The 25,386-nt window shown below is 67.5% G+C and carries 23 protein-coding genes; 10 read left to right on the forward strand and 13 right to left on the reverse strand.

All coding sequences use genetic code 11. The features are described from left to right. Window positions 1-96: 96 nt before the first annotated feature. The gene (locus tag IFS44_RS15190) at window positions 97-363 is read right to left on the reverse strand and encodes an FAD assembly factor SdhE (RefSeq protein WP_031395519.1); all 267 of its coding nucleotides are present in this window, start codon (window positions 361-363) and stop codon (window positions 97-99) included. Between the two features lie 73 nt (window positions 364-436). Here IFS44_RS15190 and recG point away from each other — a divergent pair, with 73 nt between their 5' ends. Continuing rightward, on the forward strand, window positions 437-2,488 hold the full coding sequence (recG, locus tag IFS44_RS15195; protein WP_192099063.1) for an ATP-dependent DNA helicase RecG: 2,052 nt from the start codon (window positions 437-439) through the stop codon (window positions 2,486-2,488). Window positions 2,489-2,500: 12 nt separating this feature from the next. Here recG and IFS44_RS15200 read toward each other — a convergent pair whose 3' ends face one another. The 5 genes from IFS44_RS15200 to serS all read right to left on the reverse strand — a co-directional run bounded on the left by IFS44_RS15200 (window position 2,501) and on the right by serS (window position 7,493). Next, window positions 2,501-2,818 carry a PilZ domain-containing protein gene (locus tag IFS44_RS15200; protein ID WP_159510982.1) on the reverse strand — a complete coding sequence of 106 codons (318 nt, stop codon included), beginning with the start codon at window positions 2,816-2,818 and terminating at the stop codon, window positions 2,501-2,503. A 105-nt stretch (window positions 2,819-2,923) separates the two neighbouring features. After that, window positions 2,924-4,147 carry a tyrosine--tRNA ligase gene (gene tyrS / locus IFS44_RS15205; RefSeq protein ID WP_192099064.1) on the reverse strand — a complete coding sequence of 408 codons (1,224 nt, stop codon included), beginning with the start codon at window positions 4,145-4,147 and terminating at the stop codon, window positions 2,924-2,926. Between the two features lie 84 nt (window positions 4,148-4,231). After that, window positions 4,232-5,452: a peptidoglycan DD-metalloendopeptidase family protein gene (locus tag IFS44_RS15210; protein WP_342366441.1), complete on the reverse strand. Its 1,221-nt coding sequence runs from the start codon at window positions 5,450-5,452 to the stop codon at window positions 4,232-4,234. After that, complete coding sequence (gene surE, locus IFS44_RS15215) at window positions 5,449-6,213, reverse strand: 5'/3'-nucleotidase SurE (RefSeq protein WP_192099065.1); 765 nt, start codon at window positions 6,211-6,213, stop codon at window positions 5,449-5,451. The genes IFS44_RS15210 and surE overlap by 4 nt, the downstream gene beginning before the upstream one ends. Next, window positions 6,213-7,493 carry a serine--tRNA ligase gene (gene serS / locus IFS44_RS15220; RefSeq protein WP_192099066.1) on the reverse strand — a complete coding sequence of 427 codons (1,281 nt, stop codon included), beginning with the start codon at window positions 7,491-7,493 and terminating at the stop codon, window positions 6,213-6,215. The genes surE and serS overlap by 1 nt, the downstream gene beginning before the upstream one ends. A gap of 97 nt (window positions 7,494-7,590) precedes the next feature. On the opposite strand from serS, the gene IFS44_RS15225 reads away from it, so the two are divergent. From IFS44_RS15225 to IFS44_RS15240, 4 genes are all read left to right on the forward strand, one after another. Continuing rightward, a complete protein-coding gene (locus IFS44_RS15225) occupies window positions 7,591-8,031 on the forward strand; it encodes a host attachment family protein (RefSeq protein ID WP_031441820.1) in 441 nt (146 codons plus the stop codon). A gap of 267 nt (window positions 8,032-8,298) precedes the next feature. Next, on the forward strand, window positions 8,299-8,973 hold the full coding sequence (locus IFS44_RS15230; protein ID WP_244650336.1) for a hypothetical protein: 675 nt from the start codon (window positions 8,299-8,301) through the stop codon (window positions 8,971-8,973). 523 nt (window positions 8,974-9,496) lie between these two features. Then, window positions 9,497-9,958, forward strand: coding sequence for an RNA polymerase-binding protein DksA (gene dksA / locus IFS44_RS15235; RefSeq protein WP_031393916.1), 462 nt, complete (start codon window positions 9,497-9,499; stop codon window positions 9,956-9,958). An 87-nt stretch (window positions 9,959-10,045) separates the two neighbouring features. Next, on the forward strand, window positions 10,046-10,468 hold the full coding sequence (locus IFS44_RS15240; RefSeq protein WP_235188463.1) for a PilZ domain-containing protein: 423 nt from the start codon (window positions 10,046-10,048) through the stop codon (window positions 10,466-10,468). A gap of 185 nt (window positions 10,469-10,653) precedes the next feature. Here the strand turns inward: IFS44_RS15240 and IFS44_RS15245 are convergent, their stop codons facing one another. Continuing rightward, window positions 10,654-10,809: a YdcH family protein gene (locus IFS44_RS15245; RefSeq protein WP_081874429.1), complete on the reverse strand. Its 156-nt coding sequence runs from the start codon at window positions 10,807-10,809 to the stop codon at window positions 10,654-10,656. A gap of 221 nt (window positions 10,810-11,030) precedes the next feature. Here IFS44_RS15245 and IFS44_RS15250 point away from each other — a divergent pair, with 221 nt between their 5' ends. Next, window positions 11,031-11,228 (forward strand): YdcH family protein, encoded by a 198-nt coding sequence (locus IFS44_RS15250; RefSeq protein WP_031393918.1) that lies wholly within the window; start codon window positions 11,031-11,033, stop codon window positions 11,226-11,228. A gap of 168 nt (window positions 11,229-11,396) precedes the next feature. Then, window positions 11,397-11,858: a DUF1465 family protein gene (locus tag IFS44_RS15255; RefSeq protein WP_192099067.1), complete on the forward strand. Its 462-nt coding sequence runs from the start codon at window positions 11,397-11,399 to the stop codon at window positions 11,856-11,858. A gap of 36 nt (window positions 11,859-11,894) precedes the next feature. Here the strand turns inward: IFS44_RS15255 and IFS44_RS15260 are convergent, their stop codons facing one another. Then, window positions 11,895-12,869: an NAD(P)H-dependent flavin oxidoreductase gene (locus IFS44_RS15260; RefSeq protein WP_192099068.1), complete on the reverse strand. Its 975-nt coding sequence runs from the start codon at window positions 12,867-12,869 to the stop codon at window positions 11,895-11,897. Window positions 12,870-12,997: 128 nt separating this feature from the next. Between IFS44_RS15260 and IFS44_RS15265 the strand changes: the two genes are divergently transcribed. Further along, entirely contained in the window at window positions 12,998-15,583 is a 2,586-nt protein-coding gene (locus IFS44_RS15265; RefSeq protein ID WP_192099069.1) for a M1 family metallopeptidase, read from the forward strand. 49 nt (window positions 15,584-15,632) lie between these two features. On the opposite strand, the gene IFS44_RS15270 is transcribed toward IFS44_RS15265, so the two are convergent. The 4 genes from IFS44_RS15270 to paoA form a co-directional block, all read right to left on the reverse strand. Next, window positions 15,633-16,157 (reverse strand): gamma carbonic anhydrase family protein, encoded by a 525-nt coding sequence (locus tag IFS44_RS15270; protein WP_192099070.1) that lies wholly within the window; start codon window positions 16,155-16,157, stop codon window positions 15,633-15,635. 125 nt (window positions 16,158-16,282) lie between these two features. Next, the gene (gene paoC / locus IFS44_RS15275; protein ID WP_192099071.1) at window positions 16,283-18,484 is read right to left on the reverse strand and encodes an aldehyde oxidoreductase molybdenum-binding subunit PaoC; all 2,202 of its coding nucleotides are present in this window, start codon (window positions 18,482-18,484) and stop codon (window positions 16,283-16,285) included. 5 nt (window positions 18,485-18,489) lie between these two features. Then, on the reverse strand, window positions 18,490-19,440 hold the full coding sequence (locus IFS44_RS15280; RefSeq protein WP_056405928.1) for an FAD binding domain-containing protein: 951 nt from the start codon (window positions 19,438-19,440) through the stop codon (window positions 18,490-18,492). Further along, window positions 19,437-20,078 (reverse strand): aldehyde dehydrogenase iron-sulfur subunit PaoA, encoded by a 642-nt coding sequence (gene paoA / locus IFS44_RS15285; protein ID WP_037529025.1) that lies wholly within the window; start codon window positions 20,076-20,078, stop codon window positions 19,437-19,439. The genes IFS44_RS15280 and paoA overlap by 4 nt, the downstream gene beginning before the upstream one ends. Before the next feature lie 274 nt (window positions 20,079-20,352). Between paoA and IFS44_RS15290 the strand changes: the two genes are divergently transcribed. Both IFS44_RS15290 and IFS44_RS15295 read left to right on the forward strand, forming a co-directional pair. Then, window positions 20,353-20,523, forward strand: coding sequence for a hypothetical protein (locus IFS44_RS15290; RefSeq protein ID WP_159043649.1), 171 nt, complete (start codon window positions 20,353-20,355; stop codon window positions 20,521-20,523). Between the two features lie 442 nt (window positions 20,524-20,965). Further along, window positions 20,966-22,492, forward strand: a complete 1,527-nt coding sequence (locus IFS44_RS15295) for a hypothetical protein (RefSeq protein WP_206757846.1) — start codon at window positions 20,966-20,968, stop codon at window positions 22,490-22,492. Window positions 22,493-22,514: 22 nt separating this feature from the next. Here IFS44_RS15295 and IFS44_RS15300 read toward each other — a convergent pair whose 3' ends face one another. After that, complete coding sequence (locus IFS44_RS15300) at window positions 22,515-25,118, reverse strand: glycoside hydrolase family 3 protein (RefSeq protein ID WP_192099073.1); 2,604 nt, start codon at window positions 25,116-25,118, stop codon at window positions 22,515-22,517. Between the last annotated feature and the right edge of the window lie 268 nt (window positions 25,119-25,386).

A 25,386-nucleotide genomic window follows, 5' to 3' on the forward strand; every position in this document is an offset into this window, starting at 1 on the left:
CCCAGTTGGGAAGGCAATCGTAAATCAGGTTTCGACGTCAATCATCGACGTCCCCCAACTGGGCCCCGGCCTTCGCCGGGGAACAGTGTCTCGGCGTTACTTTACGACCGTGACGTAATTGATGTCGCGCATCGCCTGCATCATCGGGCCGTCCCATTCGGGCGGGCAGGGAATCGAGCCGATCGCCCAGCCCATGATGTCGACGTCCTGCTGTTCGAGCAGCGCCTCGAACCAGTCGAGCTGCTCGGGCGTCCAGCTGCGGCCATAGGTTTCGAAGAAGCCGCCGATCATCATGTCGGCTTCGCGCGTGCCGCGGTGCGAGCTGCGGAAGCCGAGGCGCTTGAGGCGGGTTTCGTGGTCCATCATATCTCCAACGCCGATTGACCGGCGACCCGCTGGCGGCGGGCGTCGGCTGGGCTATAGGGGGCAGATAGTCATGCGACCCGAAATCCTCAATCCGCTGTTCGCCGAAACCCTCGTCCTGAAAGGGGTGGGGCCTGCGCTCGCCAAGCCGCTCGACCGGCTCGGGCTCGCGCGTGTCGTCGACGTCGCCTTCCATCTGCCGACCGGCTATGTCGATCGGGTGCCCCGCACCGAGCTGATGTCGAGCGATGCCGGGCGGATCATCGTCATCACGCTGACCGCGCGCGAGTATCGCGTCAGCGCGGGGCGTGGCCCGACGCGGGTGCAGGCGACCGACGAGCATGGCAACTATGTCAGCCTCGTCTTTTTCGGCGGCAGTTCGGGCTGGGCGAAGAAGCTCCTCCCGATCGGCGAGGCGAAGCGCGTGTCGGGACGGCTCGACGAATATGGCCAGGAACTGCAGATCGTTCACCCGGACATCGTCGAGCAGGACGAGGAGTTGCGCGAGCGCGAGCCGATCTATCCGCTGTCGGAGGGGCTGACCTCGCGGCGGCTGGCGGCGCTGACGACGCAGGCGGTCGCGCGGGCGCCCGATCTGGCCGAGTGGATCGAGCCCGGGCTGAAGGCGAAACGCGAATGGCCGGGCTGGCACGAATCGCTGGCGCGGATCCACGCCGACCCGTCGGATGCCAAGGCGCGCGAGCGGCTGGCCTATGACGAGGTGTTCGCCAACCAGCTCGCGATGACGCTCGTGCGTGCCGATACGCGGAAACGACGCGGGCGTGCGCTCCACGGCGACGGGCGGCTGCGGGGCATGCTAAAGCTGCCCTATACGCTGACCGGCGCGCAATCGCGGACAGTGGGGGAGATCGAGGGCGACCTCGCGCAGACCGCGCCGATGCTGCGGCTGCTGCAGGGCGATGTCGGCTCGGGCAAGACGCTGGTTGCGGCGATGGCGATGCTGATCGCGGTCGAGGCGGGGGCGCAGGCGGCGATGCTCGCGCCGACCGAGATCCTCGCGCGCCAGCATTACGAGACGCTGCGCAAGACGCTCGCGGGCCTGCTGATCGAGGTCGGCGTGCTGACTGGGCGCGACAAGGGGCGCGTGCGCGAGGCGACGCTGATGGCGCTGGCGAGCGGCGAGATCGATATCCTCGTCGGCACGCATGCGATCTTCCAGGACGCTGTCGCTTACAAGGACCTCGCGCTGGTGGTGGTCGACGAGCAGCACCGGTTCGGTGTCGCGCAGCGGATGACGCTCCAGGCCAAGGGGATCGCACCGCCGCATCTGCTGGCGATGACCGCGACGCCGATCCCGCGCACGCTGACGCTGGCGCAGTACGGCGAGATGGACGTCAGCCGGCTCGACGAGATGCCGCCGGGCCGCCAGCCGATCGAGACGCGCGTGATTTCGGAGGATCGGCTCGACGACGTGGTCAATGCGCTCGGCCGGCATCTGGCGGACGGGGGGCAGGCCTATTGGGTGTGCCCGCTGGTCGAGGAGAGCGAGAAGAGCGATCTTGCCGCCGCCGAGATGCGTGCGGAGACGCTGCGTGCGCGGTTCGGCGACAAGGTGGCGCTCGTCCATGGCCGGATGAAGCCCGCCGAGAAGGACGCGGTGATGGCCGAATTCTCCGCCGCGCGCACCGCGGTGCTGGTCGCGACGACGGTGATCGAGGTCGGCGTCGACGTCCCCAATGCGACGCTGATCGTGATCGAGCATGCCGACCGGTTCGGCCTTGCGCAGCTGCACCAGCTGCGCGGGCGCGTCGGGCGCGGGAGCGGGCGGTCGGTCTGCCTGCTGATGCGTGGGAGCTCGCTCAGCGAGACGTCGCGCGCGCGGCTGGCGCTGATGCGCGAGACCAATGACGGGTTCCGGATCGCCGAGGAGGATCTGCGGTTGCGCGGCGCGGGCGAATTGCTGGGTACGAAACAGTCGGGCGAGATGGCGTTCCGGCTCGCGACGCCCGACATGATGGCCGACCTGCTGCAATGCGCGCATGACGATGCGCGGCTGCTGATCGATCGCGACGGTGGGCTGGAGGGACCGCGCGGGCAGGCGGCACGCACCGCGCTGTACCTGTTCGACCGCGATGCCGGGGTCGCGTTGCTGCGATCGGGCTGACGGGCGGTCCGGTCAGCCGGTCTGGAGCATCGCCGCGAGCATGCCGTAATAGGCCTTGGGCGGGATCGTCCGGTCGAACGCGCAGCCGATCCGTCCGCCGAGCGACCAGCGGACATGCGCGAGGATGTCGCCGACGATCGGCATCCGGACATGGAGCCGCTCGCCAGCGTCCAGATCGCCGTCGCAGCGCGCCATGAGGCCGCTTGGCGAGACGTTGACCAACGTAAGCCTCAATTCGGTGCCTGCGCTGTCCGCCGCACGCGTGCGGTGCATCACCTCGTCGCGCGGCTCAGACCGCGTCTCGTGCCTAGACGTCGCTTGGTTCGGCATTGGTCGGTCCCCGCTGTGCCCCGGTCGAGGGCTAGGCCGACATCATGAAGCCCGTGCCACCAACCATCCCTAACGCGGTGTTCATGCCCGTGCCGGTCCGGCGGGTCAGCCGGGCAGCAGCATCCCGTGACGCTTCTTGCCGAGGCTGAGGCGGACCGGGGCGGCGACGGCTATCGTCGCTGCGGGGTCGCGCAGCGGTTCGCCGTCGACACGGACTGCGCCTTCGCCGATCTTGCGTCGCGCCTCGCCATTCGATGCGACGAAGCCGAGCCCGACCAGCGCCTCGACGACGCCGATGCTGGTCCCGGTGCAGGTCAGGCTCGGCAGGGCGTCGCCCGACGCGCCCTCCTCGAAGGTCTTGCGCGCGGTCTCCGCGGCCTGCTCGGCGGCATTGCGGCCGCGGCACATCGCGGTTGCCTCGTTCGCGAGGACGACCTTCGCGGCGTTGATCTCCGCACCCTCGAGGGCTTCCAACCGCGCGATCTCGTCGAGCGGCAGGTCGGTGAACAGCCGCAGGAACCGGCCGACGTCGCGGTCATCGGTGTTGCGCCAGAACTGCCAGTAATCGAAATGCGGCAGCTGATCCTCGTGCAGCCAGACCGCGCCCGACATCGTCTTGCCCATCTTGCCGCCATCCGCGGTCGTGATCAGCGGGGTGGTGACGCCGTACACTTCGGTGCTGTCCATCCGACGCGAGAGCTCGATACCGTTGACGATGTTGCCCCACTGGTCCGAGCCGCCCATCTGCAGCCGGCATCCGGCGCGGCGCGACAATTCGAGAAAGTCGTAGGCCTGGAGGATCATGTAGTTGAATTCGAGGAAGCTCAACGACTGTTCGCGGTCGAGGCGGAGTTTGACCGAATCGAAGGCGAGCATCCGGTTGACCGAGAAATGCTGGCCGACGTCGCGCAGGAACGGGATATATTCGAGCGCGTCGAGCCACTCGGCATTGTCGAGCATGACCGCATCGGTCGGGCCGTCGCCGAACGTCAGGAAGCGTTCGAAGATGCGGCGGATCGAGGCGACGTTCGCCTTGATGCCGTCTTCGCCGAGCAGCTTGCGCGCTTCGTCCTTGAAGCTCGGATCGCCGATCTTGCCGGTGCCGCCGCCCATCAGGACGATCGGCTTGTGGCCGGTCTGCTGAAGCCGGCGGAGCAGCATGATCTGGACGAGGCTGCCGACGTGCAGCGACGGCGCGGTCGGGTCGAAGCCGATATAGCCGGGTACGACCTGCTTGCCGGCGAGCGCGTCGAGCGCGGCGGCGTCGGTCATCTGGTGGACATAACCGCGCGCGGTCAGCGTGGTGAGCAGGTCGGACTGGTAGGTCATGGAAGAGCCACTAGCAGCGGTTGTGCGGTCCGTCATCCCGGCCCCCAATCGTCATGCGAGCTTTCGTTCGTTGAACGGGGGGGATCAGCTTCGCGGCAGCTGCGACGACGGGTCGACCGGGGTGCGGCCCTTGCGGAGTTCGAAATGGAGTTCGGGGCGATCGGCGAATCCGGTATCGCCCGACAGCGCGATCGTCTGGCCGCGCTTCACGCTCTGGCCGCGCTGGACCAGGAGTTTCGAGGCATGGCCATAGACGCTGGTCCAGCCGCCGCCATGCTTGACGATCACCAGCCCGCCGAGCGCGGCGATGCCGTCGCCGACATAGGCGACGACGCCGTCGGCGGTGGCGCGGATCGGGGTCGAGACGGGAGTGGCGATCTTGATGCCGTCATTGCGTTCCCCGCTGGCGCCGTGGCCGAACCGCTTCACGACGCGGCCGTCGACCGGCCAGAGAAAGCCGCCGCCCGCGAGCCGTACCGGGGCGGTGACGACCGCGCTCGGCGGCAGGACGCGTCGCGGGGTCGGGGTCGGGCGGACCGGCGCCTGGTTGCTCGCAAGCGCAGGCTCGCCGCCGGTCAGGATGTCGTCGACGTCGAGCGTGAACGCGGCGGCCCGATCGGCAAGGCTGGTGCCGCCTTCGGTATCGGGGATGACGATGCGCTGGCCCGCACGCAGCACATAGGGTTCGAGCAACGCGTTGACGGCAACGATGCGCGACCAGGCGACCCCATAGGCGCGGGCGATCGCGATCCCGGTCTCGCCGCGCCGGACGAGGTGATAGCGGCCTGCCGGGATGGTCAGTCGCTGTCCCGTCTGGATCGTGAAGGGCGGTTCGATCGCGTTGGCGCGCGCGATCGCCTCGCTGCTCGCCCCCGAGCGTTCGGCAATGGCGAGCAGCGTATCGCCGGGGCGGACCGTATAGAGTGATTGATCAACGCGCTGCGCATCCGCCGCGACCGGGCGCTCCTCCCAGGCGGGGCGCGGCGCCGGCAGCGTCGAGACGGGCACGGGGGTGCGATCGGCGCGCCGGACAGGCGTGGGGGCAGGGCTGGCGTCCTGCCGCTCCGCGCGGCGCGGATAGGTGCGCCGACGCGGCGGAGCGTCATAGGTGTCGGATCGGGCGGCGTCGCTGCGATCGCGGGCGTCGTTCGCGGACCGGTCCTGCGGGTCGGCGAGTGGGAGGCGCTGGATCCGTTCGAGCGACTGCGGCGGCGGCCCGCGGTCGGACCGGACCGGCGAGTCGACGCTCGGGATGCACCCGGCGAGAGCCAGCGCCGCGCCCAGGATCGCGGCGGCGCGCGTCACGCGTAGGCGCGTCCCAGCATGTCCAGCGACTCGGCATGCGTCAGATCGAGATGCAGCGGCGTGACCGAGATATAGCCGTCGGCGATCGCCTCCAGATCGGTCGCGTGAAGCGGCGTCTCGACCGCGCCGCTGAGCGCGAACCAGTGATACTCATAGCCGCGCGGGTCGGTGTTGGTGACGATCTGCAACCGGCCATAGTCGCGCAGGCCCTGGCCGACGACGCGAATGCCGCGCACCGCATCCGCTGTGCCGACGGGGAAGTTGACGTTGACGAGCGTCCGGGGGGCGAGCGGCGCATCGAGCAGCGGGCGCAGGACGCGTTCGCCCCAGGCAGCCGCGACCTCGAACGGGACCGAATCGCCCATGCCTTCCCGGCTATAGACCTGGCTCAGCGCGATCGACCGGACCCCGGCCAGCGCACCCTCCATCGCGGCGGAGACGGTGCCCGAATAGGTCACGTCCTCGGCGAGGTTGGCGCCGCGATTGACCCCCGACAGGATCAGGTCGGGGGGGCTGTCCTTCATGATGCGGGCCAGCGCCATCATCACCGCATCGGTCGGCGTGCCGGCGACGGCATAGCGCTTGTCGGCGAACTTGCGCACGCGCAGCGGTCGCGACAGCGTCAGCGAATGGCCCGCGCCCGACTGTTCCTCCGCCGGTGCCACCACCCAGACATCGTCGGACAGCGTCGCGGCGATCGCCTCGAGCACCTTCAGCCCGCGCGCGTGATAGCCGTCGTCATTGGTCAGCAGGATCCGCATCAGGCAGCGGGCTCGAGCAGGGTAAGGCCGCCCAGATAGGGCTGGAGCACGGTCGGCACCGCGACCGCGCCATCCGCCTGCTGATAATTCTCGATCACCGCGACGAGCGTGCGACCGACCGCGAGGCTGGAGCCGTTGAGCGTGTGGACGAACCGCGTCGCCTTCTCGCCCTCGGGGCGATAGCGCGCGTTCATGCGCCGCGCCTGGAAATCGGTGCAGGTCGAGATGCTGGAGATCTCGCGATACTGCGCCTGGCCGGGGAGCCAGACTTCCAGATCATAGGTGCGCGCCGCGGTGAAGCCCATATCGCCACCGCATAGGAGCATCCGCCTGAACGGAAGCTGCAACGCGTCGAGAACGCCCTCGGCGCACTGCGTCATCCGCTCGTGCTCGGCCTCGGACTGGTCCGGGGTGACGATCGCGACCATCTCGACCTTGTCGAACTGATGCTGGCGAATATAGCCGCGGGTGTCGCGACCGGCCGAGCCGGCCTCCGAGCGGAAACACGGCGTCAGCGCGGCGAAGCGGAGCGGCAGTTCGCCGTCGGTCAGGATCCGTTGGCGCACGATGTTGGTCAGGCTGACCTCTGCGGTCGGGATCAGCCAGCGGCCGTCGGTCGTGCGGAACAGGTCCTCGGCGAACTTGGGAAGCTGGCCGGTGCCGAACACCGCCTCGTCGCGTACCAGCAGCGGCGGCGCGACTTCCTCGAAGCCGTGATCGCGCGTCAGCCGGTCGAGCATGAACTGACCGAGCGCGCGTTGCAGCCGGGCGGCGGGGCCGCGGACCAGCGTGAAACGCGCACCGGACATTGCAACGCCCGTCTCGAAATCGAGCCCGATCGCCGGGCCGACGACATCATGCTCGCGCGGGGCGAAGGAGAAGTCGGGCTTCGTCCCACGTGCATGGACGAGCACATTCCCGCTCTCGTCGACACCCGCAGGGACGTCCGATGCGGGCAGATTGGGGATCGCCGCGAGCGCCGCATCGAGCTCGGCGGTCAGCGCCGCCTCGTCGGCCTCAAGCGTCGGCAACGCGGCCTTCAGCGCGGCGACCTCGGCCATCAACGCCTGTGCGCGCGGCTCGTCCTTCTGCGCCTTGGCCTGGCCGATCGCCTTGGACAGCTCGTTGCGGCGGGTCTGCGCGGCCTGCGCTTCGGCGATCGTCGTACGGCGGCGCTCGTCGAGGGCGACGAGCCGATCGCTGGCGGGGGCAGCGCCGCGGCGGGCGAGGGCTGCGTCGAACGCGGCGGGGTTTTCACGGATCAGACGGATATCATGCATGGCGCTAGGCTATGCCGAGGCCGGCAAGCGCGCGCAACCCGGTGCGCCCGCGGGACGTTGGGGAGGGCAGAGGCACAGATCAAAGAGGAGAAAGCCCGTGGATCTTCCGCACAAGTCCGTCGTCATGGTCGCCGATGGCCGCAAGATGTTGTTCCTGCGCAACGAGGGCGATGCCGCCTTTCCGAACCTGGTTGTCGAAGAGGCGGTCGAGCAGGAGAACCCCGCGACCCGCGACCAGGCGACCGACTCGGCCGGCCGCGCCTCGTCCCCGCAGGGTGCCGCGCAGAGCTCGGTCGAACCCACCGATTTCCATCAGATCGAGGAAGACCGGTTCGCCGCCGACGCAGCCGAGCTGCTCAAGACGCGTGCGTTGAAGAACGACTTCGATTCGCTCGTCATCGTCGCACCGCCCAAGACGCTGGGCGAGATGCGCAAACATTACCACAAGGCCGTCAGCAGCAGGCTGGCGGGCGAGCTCGCCAAGGATCTCACCGGGCATCCGATTGCGGACATCGAGACGGCGCTCAAGAACGCCTGATCATTGCCACCCGATAGTTGAAAAGGACCGCCACACGTTGTTGCGGGCCATTGCTGCTCCNCCGCTGCGCCGAACAGCAGCACCATCGGGGGTGCCGGAACCGGGGCGGGTGGCCCGCCACTTGAGCCGGTGCTGCCATTGCCGCCGCCGTTTGAGCCATGCCAGCCGCCGTTCGAGCTCCAGCCGCCATTGCTGCTCCAGCCGGCGCTGCTCGATCCATAGCTCGACGACGAGGTCGAACTTGATCCGCTGCTGGTCGACGACACGTTGCCGCCCGAACTGCTGCTGGTCGACGAGGCGACGTTGCCGCTGGACGAGGAAGACACGTTCCCGCTCGACGACGACGAAACGTTGCCACTGGATGAGGAGGATACGTTACCGCTGGACGACGACGAGACGTTCCCGCTCGACGAGGAGGATACGTTACCGCTGCTCCCGCCGCTGGCGGACGACGAGGTGCTCGACACCGACGCGCCGCCGGTGCTGGACGACGATCCGCCTGTCGATGATCCGCCCGTGGATGACCCGCCGGTCGACGAGGTGCTGCTGACGCCACCGCTAGAAGTCGATCCACCGCTCGTGCTCGATGAACCGCCGCTCGTGCTCGACGAGCCCCCGCTCGAAGTCGACGAGATGACGATGCTGCCGCCCGAGCCGCCGCCGCCGAAGAAACCGCCGCCAAAGCCGCCGCCGCCAAAGCCGCCACCCGGGCCGCCGCCGCCGAAAAAGCCGCCGCCGCTGTTTACCGGCACGGCGGTCGGGCTGCCGGCGCCGCCCACGAACGGGTCGGCGAACCCCACGGGGACCGGGGGCGCGTTGGCGACCGTCACCATGGCCGGCGCGCAGGCGGTAGTGCGTGTCGTGACGACGCGACGGATGCGCGGACGGGCGACGGCGCCAATCTGGCGGGGGACAACGCGCTTGGTCATCGTCTTGGCCTGAATCGTGCGCTTCGGACGCTCGGCGACATGGACGGCGCCGCCTCCGATGATCGCGCCTCCGCAGGCACACGCGCATAATTTGGCCAAGGCCATCCGCACCGACATACTCAAAGTCTCTCTCGTTGCCGACGCGCAGACGACGTCGGATCGCGTTCACGGCACTCGGACGCCGTGTTCGCACAAAGCGCAAAACAAAGCGTTAAGCGCAAGCGCCCATGACGTGATCTGGTGGTCATTCTTACAATATCGCGACGGGCGGGGCACTCAATACGCAGACCGTGCCGTGGCGGGACAGTTGTCGCATCCAGGATCATGGCGGCGGGCCGATTCCCGGGACTCGCTGAGGCCGTAGGCGGGCGGTGTAACCCGGATGCATCGGTACGCAAGAATGTGTCTTCATTATCGATCCAAGCGCAAGTCTGCTCGCTTGTGGTCCGGAACACGTAAGACTATAGGCCCTTTCACCATTTGGGGGTGGCTTCGAGACGCGGCTTTTCGCGCCGACCGGCCAGAGGGAGAGTGGTATGGCAACGGTAATGAATCGCGTAGACGAGCACGGTACCAATCTTGCAGCAGCCAATGATGCCGACGGCTATCGACCGACGGCCGATGAGCCGTTCATGAGCCTGCGTCAGCAGGCCTATTTCCGGCAGAAGCTGCAGCAGTGGAAGGACGCTATCCTGCGGGAATCGCAGGAAACCTTGTCGCAATTGCAGGTCGATTCGCTGCGCGAGGCGGATCTGACCGACCGTGCGTCGAGCGAAACCGACTGGTCGATCGAACTGCGGACCCGGGATCGCCAGCGCAAGCTCGTCTCGAAGATCGAGGCGGCGATCCGCCGGATCGACGATGGCGAATATGGCTATTGCGAAGTCACGGGCGAACCGATCAGCCTGGCACGCCTCGAGGCGCGGCCGATCGCGACGATGACCGTGGAGGCGCAGGAACGCCACGAGCGCAACGAAAAAATCTCCCGCGAGGACTGATATCGGGTCGGCGAACAGCGCATAGGCACGTGGTCCGCCTTCTGATATATGCGACGCATATCTCGACGTCGGGACACAGGAATACGGATGGACATGAGAAACCAAGGGTCGTTGGGCGCCGAGGGTGCGGCAGGGGCCGGCGCCGGGGAGTCCGTCGAGGATAGCGCAGACCCGGGCCAGAACCGGCCGGTCCGTGACAGTCTGCTGATGATCGCGCGGTTCAGCTATGCTGACGGTGCGGGTGTGTACGAGGTGCGGGTCCGCAACCTGTCCGAAGGCGGGCTGATGATCGAGTTCGATCGGCCGCTCGCTGTTGATACGCCGGTCACGATCGACCTGCGTGGGATTGGTGAGGTTACCGGACGGGTGGCGTGGTGCACGCAGGGCCGTCTGGGAATCGCGCTCGACGAGACGATCGACCCGATGAAGGCGCGCAAGTCGGTCGGGCAGGGGCAGACGACGCCGACTTTTGCCAAGCCGATCGTGTTCCGGGAGCCGCGGTCGCGGTGACGTCGTCCGGTGGAGCCGGGCAGCGGTAGGTTGTCGGTGACGGTTGAATAGAGGGGCTGACTGAAGAGGCGGTGGTGGTGTGTCCGGCACCCCGCCAGTCCGGCTTTCCCGAGGGGGAAGGAATCGGAAAAGCCGGAACCGCGTGACGACAGGCCGATCGCCCGCCGCCACGAACGGCGTGGGGTCTAGAGGTTGGCGAGTTCTTCCTTCAGGCGAAGCTTCTGCTTCTTCAATCCTGCGAGCGCCAGCGCGTCGGGCATGGGCCGGTGTACCTCTTCGGAAATCCGGCGGTCGAGCATTTGATGCTTGGTTTCCAGCGCAGCCTGGTGCGTCGTTTGCATGGTGGAAAAACTCCTTCTGCATTCGTGTTGGGGTGCTGAGTAAACCATCGCCCCAGCTAAAAGTCTTTAACGAAGATTGGTGAATCGACCGGGCGAGCCGTCGCGTGCGACGGGCCGAGTCCTGTGACCACGGACGGCGCGCGTCGGGCAGTTTTTGGTGCTCGCGCAATGCCATGCATTTGCTAAGGACCGCGTAGCAGGGGTGGGCGAAGGACATGATGGTGGACGAGGCACAGATCAGGGTCCGGCTGGACGAAATCCGGACCGAGCATCGCGACCTCGATTCGGCGATCGCCGCGCTCTGGTCGCTCACCGTTCCCGACCAGCTGCAGATCGCCCGGCTCAAGAAGCGCAAGCTGCGGCTGCGCGACGAAATTGCCGCGTTCGAGGACCAGTTGATCCCCGACATCATCGCCTGACCCGTCCGAGCAGCCGCGGCAACGGGGCGTCATTTCGGCCAGTGCCCTCAGATCACGTCATATTGCAGATCGGGCGATCGATCGGAGCGGCGCGTTTCGGGACACATCCTGGCGCATCGGTGCGTTTTCGCGATGGGCGCGGGGTTGCCACTATGGCAGTCGGGCAAGATGATTGGACGACCGCCCGAACTGCCCCTGCAAGACCGCATGATCGGTGCGCTGTACCGTGAGGCGATGCGGTTGGCCGAAGAGGCGCGAGCCTATTTCGACGATACGGGACGGACCGACCGGGATGGGCTCGAACCGCTCGTCCGCGTCAGCCTGAGCTGCGAATCGCTCAAGGTCACGACCCGGTTGCTGCATGTCCTCGCGTGGCTGCTGACGCAGCGCGCAGTCCAGGCGGGCGAGCTAACGCGGGACGAGGCGCTGGACCCGGCGCGGCGGCTCGGCGAGGCACCGGTAACCGACGACGCGATGCTCGCGGCGTTTCCGTCCAGCGCGAGGGCGTTGATCACCGCGAGCATGCAGCTACACCGGCGCGTCGCGCTGCTCGACGCCGCGCTCGATGCGCCACGGCCCGCCGCGAGCCCCGCCCTGTCGATGCAGGATCGCCTCGCCCGCGTCCTCTAATGCCGCTGGCGGGGCGTACCGTCAGACGAGCCTGGCCTAGACGAGGCCGAGCCGGGTGCGTGCCGAGCGATATTCGCGCTCGAGCCGGTCGACGCGGTCGGCGACGCTCTCGACTGCGGTGACCGCGCCGATCCCCTGGCCCGATCCCCAGATATCCTTCCATGCTTTGGGCTTCGATCCGCCTTCGGCATTCGCGCCGGCGCCGAAGTTCATCGTCTTCAGATCACCCTCGGGCAGCGCATCGGGATCCATCCCCGCCGCGACGATCGACGCGCGCAGGTAATTGCCGTGCACGCCGGTGAACAGGTTCGAATAGACGATGTCCGCCGCGCGCCCTGCGACGATACCGTCCTTATAGGCCTGATCGGCATTCGCCTCGACGGTCGCGATGAAGGGCGAGCCGATATAGCCGAAATCGGCGCCCATCGCCTGCGCGGCAAGTACCGCGTCGCCGGTCGCGATCGCGCCCGACAGCGCGAGCGGACCGTCGAACCACTGGCGAATCTCCTGGATGATCGCGAAGGGCGACAGTCGTCCGGCATGGCCGCCGGCGCCCGCGGCGACCGCGATCAGGCCGTCGGCACCCTTTTCGATCGCCTTGCGCGCGAACCGGTCATCGATGACGTCGTGCAGCGTGATACCGCCCCAGCCATGCACCGCGGTGTTAAGATCCTCGCGCGCGCCGAGCGAGGTGATCACGATCGGCACCTGCCATTTGGCACAGGTTTCGAGATCGCGTTCGAGCCGGTCGTTCGACTTGTGGACGATCTGATTGACGGCGAACGGCGCGGCGGGGCGATCGGGATTGGCGCGGTTGTGCGCGCTCAGTTCCTCGGTGATCCGGTGGAGCCATTCGTCGAGCATCGCCTGCGGTCGCGCATTGAGCGCGGGGAAGGATCCGACGATGCCCGCCTTGCACTGGGCGATTACCAGGTCGGGTCCGGAAATGATGAACAACGGCGACCCGATCACGGGCAGGCGCAGGCTCTTTAGAATAGCGGGTACGGTCATGGCGCGTTTCATAGCGCAGCCGAAACGGCTGCGCCAGCACTCTGGTTAGAGCGGCAGTCACGTGTGATTGCCATGTGACCGCAAATGCTTAGAGCGGTCGGCATAGAATGTTCCGGAGATGTGCCGCCATGAAGTTTGCCGTTGCCGCCTTGCTGGCGCTGTCCGTGTCTGCGCCCGCGCTTGCCGCAGGTCAGTTGCCGCGCAGCGTCGTGCCGATCCTGTACGATATCCAGGTACGCCCGGACGCGAAGGCGATGACGTTCAGCGGGACCGAGACGGTGACCATCGACGTCAAGCAGGCGACCCGGACGATCCAGTTGAACGCGGCGGATCTCGACGTCACTTCGGCGACGTTCGACGGCCGCGCGGCCACCGTGAAGGCGGACGCTGCCGCGCAGCTGCTCACGGTGACGCTGCCAGCGGCGGCGAGCGTCGGGCGGCACAGCCTGGCCTTTGCCTGGACGGGCAAGATCAACCAGTCTGCGTCCGGGCTGTTCGCGATCGACTATGCCAATGCCGACGGCTCGTCGTCGCGGATGCTCGCGACGCAGTTCGAGGCCCCCGACGCGCGCCGGTTCGCACCGATGTGGGACGAGCCCGCGTTCAAGGCGAAGTTCCGTCTGTCCGCAGTCGCGCCGGGCGCTCAGCTGGCCTTCTCTAACATGCCTGCGACGGCGATCACGAAGCAGGCGGACGGCACGCAGCTCTACAAATTCGGCGAGACGCCGCTGATGTCGAGCTATCTGCTGTTCCTCGGCATGGGGGACATGGAGCGCAAGACGCTGATGGCCGGCAAGACCGAGATCGGCATCATCAGCCGCAAGGGCGTCGTCGATCAGGGCGACTATGCGCTCGCCGCCGCGAAGGACCTGCTGGCCTATTATAACGACTATTTCGGCCAGCCCTATCCGCTGCCCAAGATGGACATGATCGCGGGGCCGGGATCGAGCCAGTTTTTCGGCGCGATGGAGAATTGGGGCGCGATCTTCTATTTCGAGAACGAGCTGCTGTTCGATCCCAAGCGCGCGACCGAGAGCGCGAAGCAGCGTATCTACACCGTCGTCGCGCACGAGATGGCGCACCAGTGGTTCGGCGATCTCGTCACCATGGCGTGGTGGGACGATCTGTGGCTGAACGAGGGGTTCGCATCGTGGATGGAGGGCAAGTCGAGCGGCGTGCTCGTGCCAGCGTGGAAATCCGAGGCGGCCGCGGTGTCGGGCGAGCGCGAGGGGGCGATGGGGATCGACGCAACGTCCGCGACGCACCCGATCATCCGCAAGGTCGAGACCGTCGACCAGATTGGCGAAGCGTTCGACGGCATCACCTATTCGAAGGGGCAGGCCGTGATCGGCATGCTCGAATCGACGCTCGGCCCCGACGTGTTCCGCAAGGGCATCCGCAGCTACATGGCCAAGTATAAATACGGCAACACGGTCACCGAACAGCTCTGGGCCGAATTGTCCGCAGCCGCGGGCAAGCCGGTCGCCGAGATCGCGCACGACTTCACCCTGCAGGGCGGCGTGCCGCTGGTGACGATGACGGGCGCGACCTGCAACGGCGGCGTCACCACCGCCACGCTGACGCAGGGCCGGTTCGGGCTGGATGCGGCATCGAAGACGCCGCAGACCTGGCACGTGCCGCTGGTCGTGGGCAATCTCGGCGGTGCGCAGACGGCGACGATCGTCACCGGCGCGGCGCCGTCGCGAGTCACGATCCGGGGATGCGGTACGGTCGTCCTCAACCGCGGCAAGGGCAGCTATACCCGCGTGATGTACGACGATGCGGGGCATGCCGCGATCGTCCGCGACTATGCCAGACTAGACCTCGCCGACCGGCTGGGCACGCTGGGCGATGATTTCGCACTCGCGGCCGGCGGCTATCAGGACCTGTCGCGCTACTTTGCGGTGATGGACAAGGTCGGGCCGGACGCGGATCCGCTCGAATGGTCGTCAGTCGCAGGCGCGCTCGGGCGGATCACCGGGCTGTACGACGACACCCCGCTCGAGGCGCCGCTGCGCGCGCGGTCGGTCGCGATCCTCGGCCCCGTGCTCGCGCGGATCGGCTTCGAGGCTAAACCGGGCGAATCGCCGCTGACGAGCAATTTGCGCGAGACGCTGGTCGGGCGGCTCGGCACCAATGGCGATACGGGCGTCGCGGACCGCGCGCGGCGCTATGTCGCGGCGCTGGCGACCGATCCGACCGCGATCCCGCCGGCCATCCGCCAGCCGATCCTGTCGACGTATGCCGTCAATGCGACCCCGGCGGAATGGGACGCGCTGCTCGCGCTTGCCAAGGCGGAGAAGAGCCCGGTCGCCAAGAACCGGTTCGTGACGCTGCTCGGGGTCGCGCGCGATCCTGCAACCGCGGGGCGGGCGCTCGCGCTGCTCAAGACCGACACGATCTCCGCGCCGCAAAAGGCCGGGCTGCTCCGCGCCGTCGCGGGGGCGCATCCCGACCTGGCGTTCGACTGGGCGGTGGCGAACCGTGAGCTGGTCGAGAGCTTCCTCGAGGCGAGCACGCGATCGGGTTATATCGTCGGGCTCGGCGCGGGCTCGAACGATCCTGCGATGCCGGGCAAGATCAGCGCCTTTGCGGACAAATATCTGCCCGCCTCGTCACGGGGCGGCGTGACGCGGTCGCTGTCGACGATCGCGGTCCGCAAGGCCGCCGCCGACCAGCTGCGTCCCGCCGTCACCAAGTGGGTCGCCGGCTGACACAACGGCGCCGGATCCCAGGCGATGTCCCGGGATCCGGTGCTCATGGCTAGTCGATACGCGTCAGTTCGGTTGCGCAGGCGCGGGCCTTCTCGACATAATGCCGGGCGGAGACGCGGAGCGCCGCGATCGCCTGCGCATCGAGCTGCCGGACCGCACGCGCCGGGCTGCCGATGATCAGGCTGCCCGCGGGGAAGGTCTTGCCCTCGGTGACGAGAGCGCCGGCGCCGACGATGCAGTCCTCCGGGATCACTGCATGGTTGAGCAGGATCGCCCCCATGCCGATCAGCGACCGGTCGCCCACGGTGCAGCCGTGGAGGATGGCGTGATGGCCGATCGTGCAGTCCTCGCCGATCCGAAGCGGCGCGCCGGGATCCGAATGGAGCATCGCGCCCTCCTGAACATTGCTGCGCGCGCCGATGACGATAGGCGTATTGTCCGCACGGACGACCGCACCGAACCAGACGCTCGCCGCCTCGCCCAGCTGGACATCGGCGATCAGATCGGCGCTTGGCGCGACCCAGGCGGTCGGGTGGCAGGTGGGGCGTTTGTCGCCCAGGGCATAAAGCGGCATCGCTAACTCTCTCCGTCGAACCCGCGGGCCGCGACGAAGCCCGAAACGACACCGCCGCACCGCAGATCATCGGTTCGATGTCTGCGATACGGCGGGATCGTCTGCAAGGGCGGCAGGACGGACCGTCAGGCGACGGGCGGCATGCCCTTGATCACCTTGTCGAGCGTCAGCGGATATTCGCGGATCCGGACGCCGCAGGCATTGTAGACCGCATTCGCGACCGCGGCGCCGACGCCGCAGATGCCGAGCTCGCCGACACCCTTGGCCTTCATCGGCGACGACTTGGCGTCGGTCTCGTCCATAAAGAACACGTCCTGATAGGGCACGTCGGCATGAACCGGGACATGATATTCGGCCATGTCGTGATTGACGAAATAGCCGAACCTTTTGTCGACGACCGCGTCTTCCATCAGCGCCGCACCGACGCCCATGGTCATCGCGCCGATGACCTGGCTGCGCGCCGACTTGGGGTTAAGGATTCGCCCGGCGGCAAACGCACCGCTCATCCGGCGTACCCGAACCTCGCCGGTCGCCGAATCGACCGCGACCTCGACGAAATGCGCGCCGAAGGTCGACTGCGCATAGGTCTTGGTCAGATCGCCGAACTCGATCGAATCCTCGGCCGACAGGCCCGCATCGCCCGCCGCCTCGGCCAGCGAGACGCTGCGGTTGCCCGACTTCACCTTGCCGTCCTCGAAGACGATGTCGGTGGGGTCGAAGCCGAGCTTGCGGGCGACGCTGTCGCGCAGCGCCGAACAGGCCGCATAGACGCCCGCGGTCGAGCTGTTGCCGCCCCATTGGCCGCCCGAACCGGACGAGACGGGGAAGCTGCTGTCACCGAGCAGGACGATCACCTTGTCGAGCGGCACGCCCATCATCTCGGCCGCGGTCTGCGCGATGATCGTGTAGCTGCCGGTGCCGATGTCGGTCATGTCGGTGGCGACGGTGACAACGCCCTTCTTGTCGATGCCGACGCGCGCGCCCGACTTCATCGTGACATTGTCGCGGAAGGCGGATGCCATGCCCATGCCGATGAGCCAGCGGCCTTCGCGGACCTGGCCCGGCACGGGATTGCGCTTGTTCCAGCCGAACCGCTCCGCGCCCGTCCTGAGACAGCCGACGAGATCGCGGTGCGAGAAGGCGCGCTTGGGCGATTCGGGATCGACCTGCGTATCGTTGACGATGCGCAGCTGGACCGGATCCATCTTCAGCGTCTCGGCAAGCTCGTCCATCGCCGCCTCGAGCGCGAGCAGCCCGACCGCCTCGCCGGGGGCGCGCATCGCGTTGCCCTCGGGAAGGTCGAGCGTCGCGAGCCGCGTCGCGGTCATCCGGTTCGCGCCCGCATAGAGCAGCCGGGTGACGTTCGGCGCGGTCTCGGGTCCGCCACCGGGAAGATCGCCCGACCAGCTTTCATGCGCGATCGCGGTGATCGTGCCGTCCTTGCGCGCGCCGATCCGCAGACGCTGGATCGTCGCCGGCCGGTGCGTGGTGTTGTTCATGATCTGCGGACGGGTCAGCGCGACCTTAACCGGCTTGCCACCGATCGCGCGCGAGGCGAGCGCGGCCATCACCGCATCGCTGCGGATCCAGAGCTTCGACCCGAAGCCGCCGCCGACGAAGGGCGACAGCACGTGAATGTCCTCCTTGGGGATGCCGAGCGTCTCGCTCATGTCGCGCACCGCCCAGTTGAGCATCTGGTTCGAGGTCCACAGCGTCAGCTTCGACCCGGTCCATGCAGCGGTCGTCGCATGCGGTTCCATCATCGCATGGCTCTGATCGGGCGTGGTATAGGTCTGGTCGAGCTTGACCGGGGCCTTGGCAAAGGCGCCGGCGAAGTCGCCGATCGCCGTATCGGGCTTGCCGTCCTTCGGCTTCACCGCGGCGGACTTCTCCGCGGCAAGATCGAATTTCCCGGCGCTGCGGGCATAGGTGACGCGGACCAGCTTGGCGGCGGCGCGTGCCTGTTCGAACGTCGATGCGACCACGATCGCGACCGCCTGGTCGAAATGCTGGACGTCAGGTCCCGCGAGCATGCGCGCGGTATGCGCCTGCGCCTTGGCCACCGTACCGGCATTTTCATGCGTGACGACGGCGAGCACGCCCGGTGCAGCCTTGGCTTCGGCGGAATCGATCCGCTCGATCCGGCCCTTGGCGATCGCCGCGCCGACGATATAGCCATAGACCGCGCTAGGTGCGGCGTCGTTGCGTTCATAGGCATAGCGCGCCGTTCCGGTGGTCTTGCGCTTGCCGTCGATGCGGTCGACCGGTTGACCGACGACCTTCATGCGGTCGATCGGGTTGGTCGTTGCGGGGGTGTCGAACTTCATGGCGATCAGGCCTTCGCTTCTTCGAGCACTGCGTGGATCGTGCGTTCGATCAGCGGCAGCTTGAATGCATTTTGCGACGTCGTGCGGGCGCCAGCCAGAACGGCCGCGGCCGTGGCCTTGGCACCCTTGGGCAGTTGCGCCTCGGCAGCTTCGACCCGCCACGGCTTGTGCGCAAGGCCGCCAAAGGCAAGGCGCCCGCGACCATCGGGCTGGACGACCGCCGCGACCGACACCAAAGCGAACGCGTAAGAGGCACGGTCGCGCACCTTCTGATAGATGTGCGTGCCGCCAATCGGCTTTGGCAACGTGACCGCGGTGATCAGCTCACCCGGGGCAAGCGCGGTCTCGATATGCGGCGTGGTGCCCGGCAGCCGGTGGAAGTCGGCGATCGGGATGGCGCGCGTCTGGCCCGCCGAATTGACCGTCTCTACGGTCGCATCGAGCACTCGCATCGCGACCGCCATGTCGCTCGGGTGCGTCGCGATGCAGGCATCGCTGGTCCCCATGACCGCGAGATTGCGGTTGAAGCCGCCGATCGCCGCGCAGCCGCTGCCGGGCTGGCGCTTGTTGCAGGGCTTGGTCGTGTCGTAGAAATAGGGGCAGCGGGTCCGCTGCAACAGATTGCCCGCGGTGGTCGCCTTGTTGCGCAACTGGCCGGACGCGCCCGACACCAGTGCCCGGCTGAGCACGCCGTAATCCTTGCGGACGCGGGCGTCGGCGGCGAGGTCGGTGTTGCGAACCAGCGCACCGATCCGCAGGCCGCCGTCGCTGGTCGGTGCGATCGTATCGAGATCGAGGCCGTTGACGTCGATCAGATGCTGCGGCGTCTCGATCTGCAGCTTCATCAGGTCGAGCAGGTTGGTCCCGCCCGCGATGAACTTGGCGCCAGGAGTGCGGACGGCGGCTGCCGCGGCGGCACTCGCGGTCTTGGCGCGTTCGAAGGTAAAGGCCTTCATGCCATGCGCTCCGTGCCGGCGACGTCGTGGATCGCGTCGATGATGTTCGAATAGGCGCCGCAGCGACAGATATTGCCGCTCATCCGCTCCTGAAGCTCCGCGGTCGTCACCTTCGGCTTGGCGGCGATGTCGCCGGTGGCATGGCTTGGGATGCCTTCCTTGATCTCGTTGAGCGTCGCGACCGCGGAGCAGATCTGGCCCGGCGTGCAATAGCCGCACTGATAGCCGTCATGCTTGACGAAGGCGGCCTGCATCGCGTGCAGCTTCTCCGGCGTGCCCAGACCCTCGATCGTGGTGATCGAGTCGCCCTCGTGCATCACCGCGAGCGTCAGACAGCTGTTGATCCGCCGGCCCTCGACGATGACCGTGCAGGCGCCGCATTGGCCGTGATCACAGCCCTTCTTCGTGCCCGTCAGCTTCATCGTCTCGCGCAGCGCGTCGAGCAGGGTCGTCCGCGTATCGACCTCGATCAGGGTATTGCGGCCATTGACCTTGAGCGTCACCGGCATCGTCGTCGGCGGGGTCTGTTGCGGTGCCGCAACCTGCGCACCCACCGGGGTCCCGGTCAGGGTCGCGGTCGCTACGCCACCCGCGATCACGCCACGGCGCGATACGGGAAATCCGTCATTGCTGTTCATAAAGATCTAAAGCTCCCTGATCCGCTAACGAACGGATCGCCACGGAACCGGTTGCGTCGCCACGCCGGAATCCGCCCTAACTCGGAAAAAATAGGTATCAGGCGGCTGCCGCGCCATAGGGCGGGACCGAGATAATCGACGGTCTAAGCCAAAAGTCCCAATCCGACACCGTCATTGACCCTTCAAATCGCACGCAATTCTGATATCGTCATGATCACGATCAAGGGATTGAGCGATGCAGAGTTACGCGCAGACGGTTGCTCGACTGAGGTCGATGGCTTTCCTCCTCGAGGAGGCGCTGCGCATCGCGGACGAAGGCGGCAATGCGCTGGTCGGCGCGAAGATCAGCGATTGTGTCGACTGGATCGAACAGGAGCTGACGTCGGTCAACGTGCGCGCCTCGCTCCATCCGATCACCGAACAGGGCAGCGCGGACCCCGCCTGAGGGGCTGGCGCTCGGCGAGTCGAAACCACGTCAGTGGTGGAGCCAGCAAAGGTTCCGTTCTTGAGGATCGTCAGCTGGACCGTCCGGGCATGATCCATCTCGGCGTTTGATCCGCTCGCGCGCAGCCGATGCCAGTTAAGGCAGCCGATAACCGCGGCGATCCGTGATCAGCGTCGCTCGCCCTGACTGTACGCGCTGCCGGTTGCCGCAGCGCGCGCGCAGTCCGCATCCTCGCGCTTTCATCGGTGCCGCGACTCGACGTCAAAAAAAGTCGGAGGTGGAGCGATGGACAGTCTGCGCCCCCTGTGCTCGGATCTGTGCAGAGGGGAACAGCATGAGACCGGTTTTCAGATCTGGAATGGCGCTAACCGCGGTCGCCGCGACGATGGCTTATGGCATGACCCCAGGACTGGCCCGCGCCCAGGTCGCAGATCCCCTAGCGATGACGACCGATCCCGCAGATCGCGCGGTGATGGCGGAGGCGGCGTCGGCGATTGCCGGGCGATCGCCCGACATCGCCCGGCTCGATGCGGTCCTTGCCAAACTGCCGCGGCCGACGCCGCTGCGCGGCATGGTGCAGACGGTGCGGGCCGGTGTTCTCGCAAGCGCGCAGGCGACCGGCCCCGCGGTCGCGGCGATCGAGGAGGCGCTGCGGCTTCTGCCGGATGATCCGCGGCCGAAACTCGTCGCGACGGGCATCTATACCTTTTCCGGTTCGCCGCAGCGCGCCGCGGATCTCCTCCTCCAGGCCAGCCGGCTCGCGCCTGAGATGACGCGGCATTTCGACCGCTACGTCGTCATGGCGTTGACGGGGCGTTTGACCGAGATCGGCGACCGGAGCCGGGCAGACCGGCTCAACGCCCGGCTTGGCGAGATCGGCTTCAGTTCGGGGCTCGCGCCCGAACGCTCGACCGCAGCCTTGTCCCGCACGCGCGAGGCGATGCGGATGTCGCCAGGCGCAGCGACTGACGAGGCGGTAAACCTCGTCACGACGATCGGCGATCCGGATGATCTCCTCACCTTGTATATCGACCGACGCTATGCGCCGCTCTGGCCGCGGATCGCCGAGTGGGCCGGTGCCGATCTTGCCGCCCAGTCGCGGCGCTACCTCGACGAGTTGCGCGGCGACTGGGCGGCGGCTGCCGATTTCGACACCGCTACGCCCTATGCGCGTCGCCTCTCCCGCCTCGAGGCGTATCCCGCGGTGCTCGGCCTGTTTGTGCCGATGTTCGACGCGATCGACACCGGAGCGGCGGTGCCCGTGGAAGCGCGTGCCGCGGGCGCGCCGCGGGGCGAGGGCGTGTTCCTCGCGCCGATTGTCGCCAGGGCGCTGGCGCATCAGGGGCGCTATGACGAGGCGCGGGCATTGCTGGCCAGGGTCGCGACGACCGTGCCGGCCGACGACCAGGGCAATGGCCTCAATCTCGACGGCGCCTATCTGCAGCTGGCGGCGATGGAGACCGACTGGCCGCAGGTCCTCACGCGCGCCGACGTCTTTCTCGATCGGGCGAAACGATACGGGAGCAACGTCAACCGCGCGTCCGTCCTGCTCGTCAAAGCCTGGCAGGCCTGTGCGCTCGCCCGGACTGGACAGAGCGCTGCCGCCGAACCCGTCACCGCAGAGGTGCTGTTGGACGAAGCGCTGGTGCCGGGCGCCGCGATGCAGATGTATGTCTGTCGGGGCGACCAGGCCGCGGCGCGCGCGCTCGTCATCCGCCGGCTTGCCGACGAGACGACCCGCGACTGGGCGCTGCGCTATGTCCAGCCGACCGGCTCCGCAACGACGACGCCGCTCGACCGGTTGACGGACCCGGTCGACGACGCGGTCCGGACCGCGCCCGACGTCGTCGCCGCGGCGACGCGGGTAGGGCGGATCCTGCCGAATCCCGTCAGCGTCGGGCTGCCGCAGGGGTTCGATCCATTCCGCCTCCAACCGCGGACGACGCCGCTGGACGCGAACGCCGTCTAGGCGGCCGCGACGCCGATCGACCTCAGTCGCCGCACTGGGTCATCGGCACCGGCGCCGAATCGATCCTCACGTCGGATACCGACACCCCAAGCGCGCCGTCGGTCGCGAGCACGAAGGGTGCGGTGACATCCGCCATGTCGACACCGCGCTTGGCAAAGCATTGCAGCGGCACGACGACCTGGCGCCATTCGCCCGGCGTACCGGTCGCGAGCGTCCTGGTGATCGGGACGGTCACCGTAGCGCCGTCATGGCTGACCATACCGAGCGTGACGGGTACGCTGGCGGCGCGATCGACGCGCAGGTCGACGACGAGGCTCAATTCGCCATTGCTCTCCCGCGTGAGATCGAGCGGACGATCCGCCTCGATGCGTGCCTCGGCCGCACCGCCTGACCAGACGAGGCTGCGTGCATCCTCCTGGCGGCGGCGGTCGACCGCCGAGGCGGTAAGCCGCCGGTTCGTCGTCGTCGCATTGACGCCAAGGAGGCGGACTTTCGACTGCCCCTGTTCGGCGAGGACGAGCGACCAGCCTTCGGGGACGCGACCCTTGCCGAACACGATGCCGCTCGATGCCACGGCGAGTCCGGCGGGGCGCGTCTCGTCGAGCTTCGGGACGGTGCCCGGCTTCGCGTAGCTCAACCCATAGCCATAGGCGAACAGCGGGTCATAGCCGGGGTCCGCGCGGTTGAGCACATATTGATCGGGGCGTTTGGGCCAGGAGAAGCTGAGCTTGCCGCGAAAGTCGTTCGCGATGCGCCCGTCCTTGGTGCGGAACAGCACGTCGGCGACGCCGCCGCCCTCGCTGCCCGGCAGGAACGCCGCGACGAACGCATCGGCGGCATTGAGCTCGGCGTTCACCCAGAGCGGCCGTCCGGAGAGGAATACCGCCACCACCGGCACGCCCGCCGCCTTGAGCTTGCGGAGCAGCGCGAGATCGGTCTTGTCGTCGGGGCTATAGTCGAGCGTCGGGCGGTCGCCCTTGAACTCGGCATAGGGCTGTTCGCCGAACACGACGATCGCCGCATCGGGCTTCTTCGCGAAGCTGCCGTTCGCCGACAACGTCGCGATGCCGCCCGCCGCCTTGACCGCCGCGTCGATGCCCGACCAGATCGACTGGGCATTGGGGAAGTTCGCATTGGTAAGGCCGCTACCCTGCCAGGTCAGCGACCAGCCGCCCGCCTGTTGTGCGATATCATCGGCGCCGCCACCCGCGACTAGGATGTTGGCCGAGGGTTTGAGCGGCAGCAGCCCGCCTTGGTTCTTGAGCAGTACCAGCGATTCGCGCACCGCCCGCCGTGCGATCGCACGATGGTCGGCCGCGCCGATCCGCTCCATCTTGCCCGCGAGCGCGCGCGACGACGGCCGCCCGCGGTCGAACGTGCCCGCGCGCAGCTTGACGCGGAGGATGCGGCGGACCGCGTCATCGAGCCGCGCGGCGGAGATCTCGCCCGACTGCGCCTGTTTCAGCGTGTTGGCGTAGAGTGTCTTCCACCCGCTGCCCGAATACATGAACATGTCGAGCCCGGCATTGATCGCAGCGGCGCAGCTCTCGTTCGAACAGCCCTCGACCTGGCCGTGGCCGTTCCAGTCACCGACGACGAAGCCGTCGAAATGGAGCCGGTCCTTGAGCACGCCGGTCAGCAGGCTCTTGTTGCCGTGCATCTTGGCGCCGTTCCAGCTCGAGAAGCTCGCCATCACCGACTGGGTGCCGGCTTCGATCGCGGCGGGGTAGCCACCGAGATGAATGTCGCGCAGCGCCGTTTCGGGGATCAGCGCATCACCCTGGTCGCGCCCGCCGGTGCCGCCGTCGCCGAGGAAATGCTTGGTCGTCGCGATCACGCGGTCGGGGGCAAGGAAATCCCTGGTGCCGACCTTGCCCTGTACGCCCTCGATCACCGCGCCGGCAAAATCGGCCTGGACCGCGGGTTCTTCCGAATAGCTCTCATAGGTGCGGCCCCAGCGATCGTCGCGAACCACCGCGAGCGTCGGCGCGAAGGTCCAGTCGATCCCGGCGGCGGCGGTCTCGATCGCGGTCACGTGACCGATCTCGCGCATCAGGTCGCGGTCGCGCGTCGCGCCAAGGCCGATATTATGCGGGAAGAGCGTCGCACCGGGGATGTTGTTGTTGCCGTGCACCGCATCGGTGCCCCAGATCACCGGAATGGCGGGCCGACCGTCGCTGCGCGCCATCGACGCATCGTAAAAGGCATCCGCGAGCTTCAGCCACTCGATCGGCGGCGCAAGATCGTCACCGTTCGGACCCGAATTGCCCCCGTTGAGAATGGAGCCGAGCTTGTAGGTACGCAGGTCGGCGGGGGTGATGCTGGCGATGTCGACCTGGATCAGCTGGCCGACCTTGTCCTCGATCGACATGCGCGCGACGATCGCGTCGAGCCGCGCCTCGATCTTCGCGTCGCGCAACGGCATGGCCTTGGCGGTCGGCCAGAGACTTGGATTCGCTACCGCCGAAAGCGGCGTGGATGTCTGGCTCCCGCCCGGCGCGGCAGATATTGGGGCAGATGTCGGGGCAGGGGCAGGGGGCGGCGAGGCCGGCGGTCGCGACGCGATCGGCGCGGCCGCGGTCTGTAGCAGCAGTGCGATCGTCACCGATGAGAAACCCGTCGACATCCTTATCTCCCTGATCCCGGTTCGAAGCTCTCCGACTGATGCCGACGCCCCCGGGCATTACCACCCTGCTATCGCCGCAGCGGGGCGTCGGGCAAATCATTTACGTTACAAGCAAGGGAAGGATCGAGTTCGCATCCGAACTCCGGTGTTGTCTGCCACCGCTCGGAAAGCCGGCTATAAGCGTCACGGGGGCGCAGAACGCGCCAGGGCGCAAAAATTGCCATAAAAGTGAAATTTGCGTTTGACGGGGTTGGGGATGGGCCCTAGA

The organism is Sphingomonas sp. CFBP 13706 (assembly GCF_014842355.1).
In the GTDB taxonomy this organism is placed as follows: domain Bacteria; phylum Pseudomonadota; class Alphaproteobacteria; order Sphingomonadales; family Sphingomonadaceae; genus Sphingomonas; species Sphingomonas aerolata.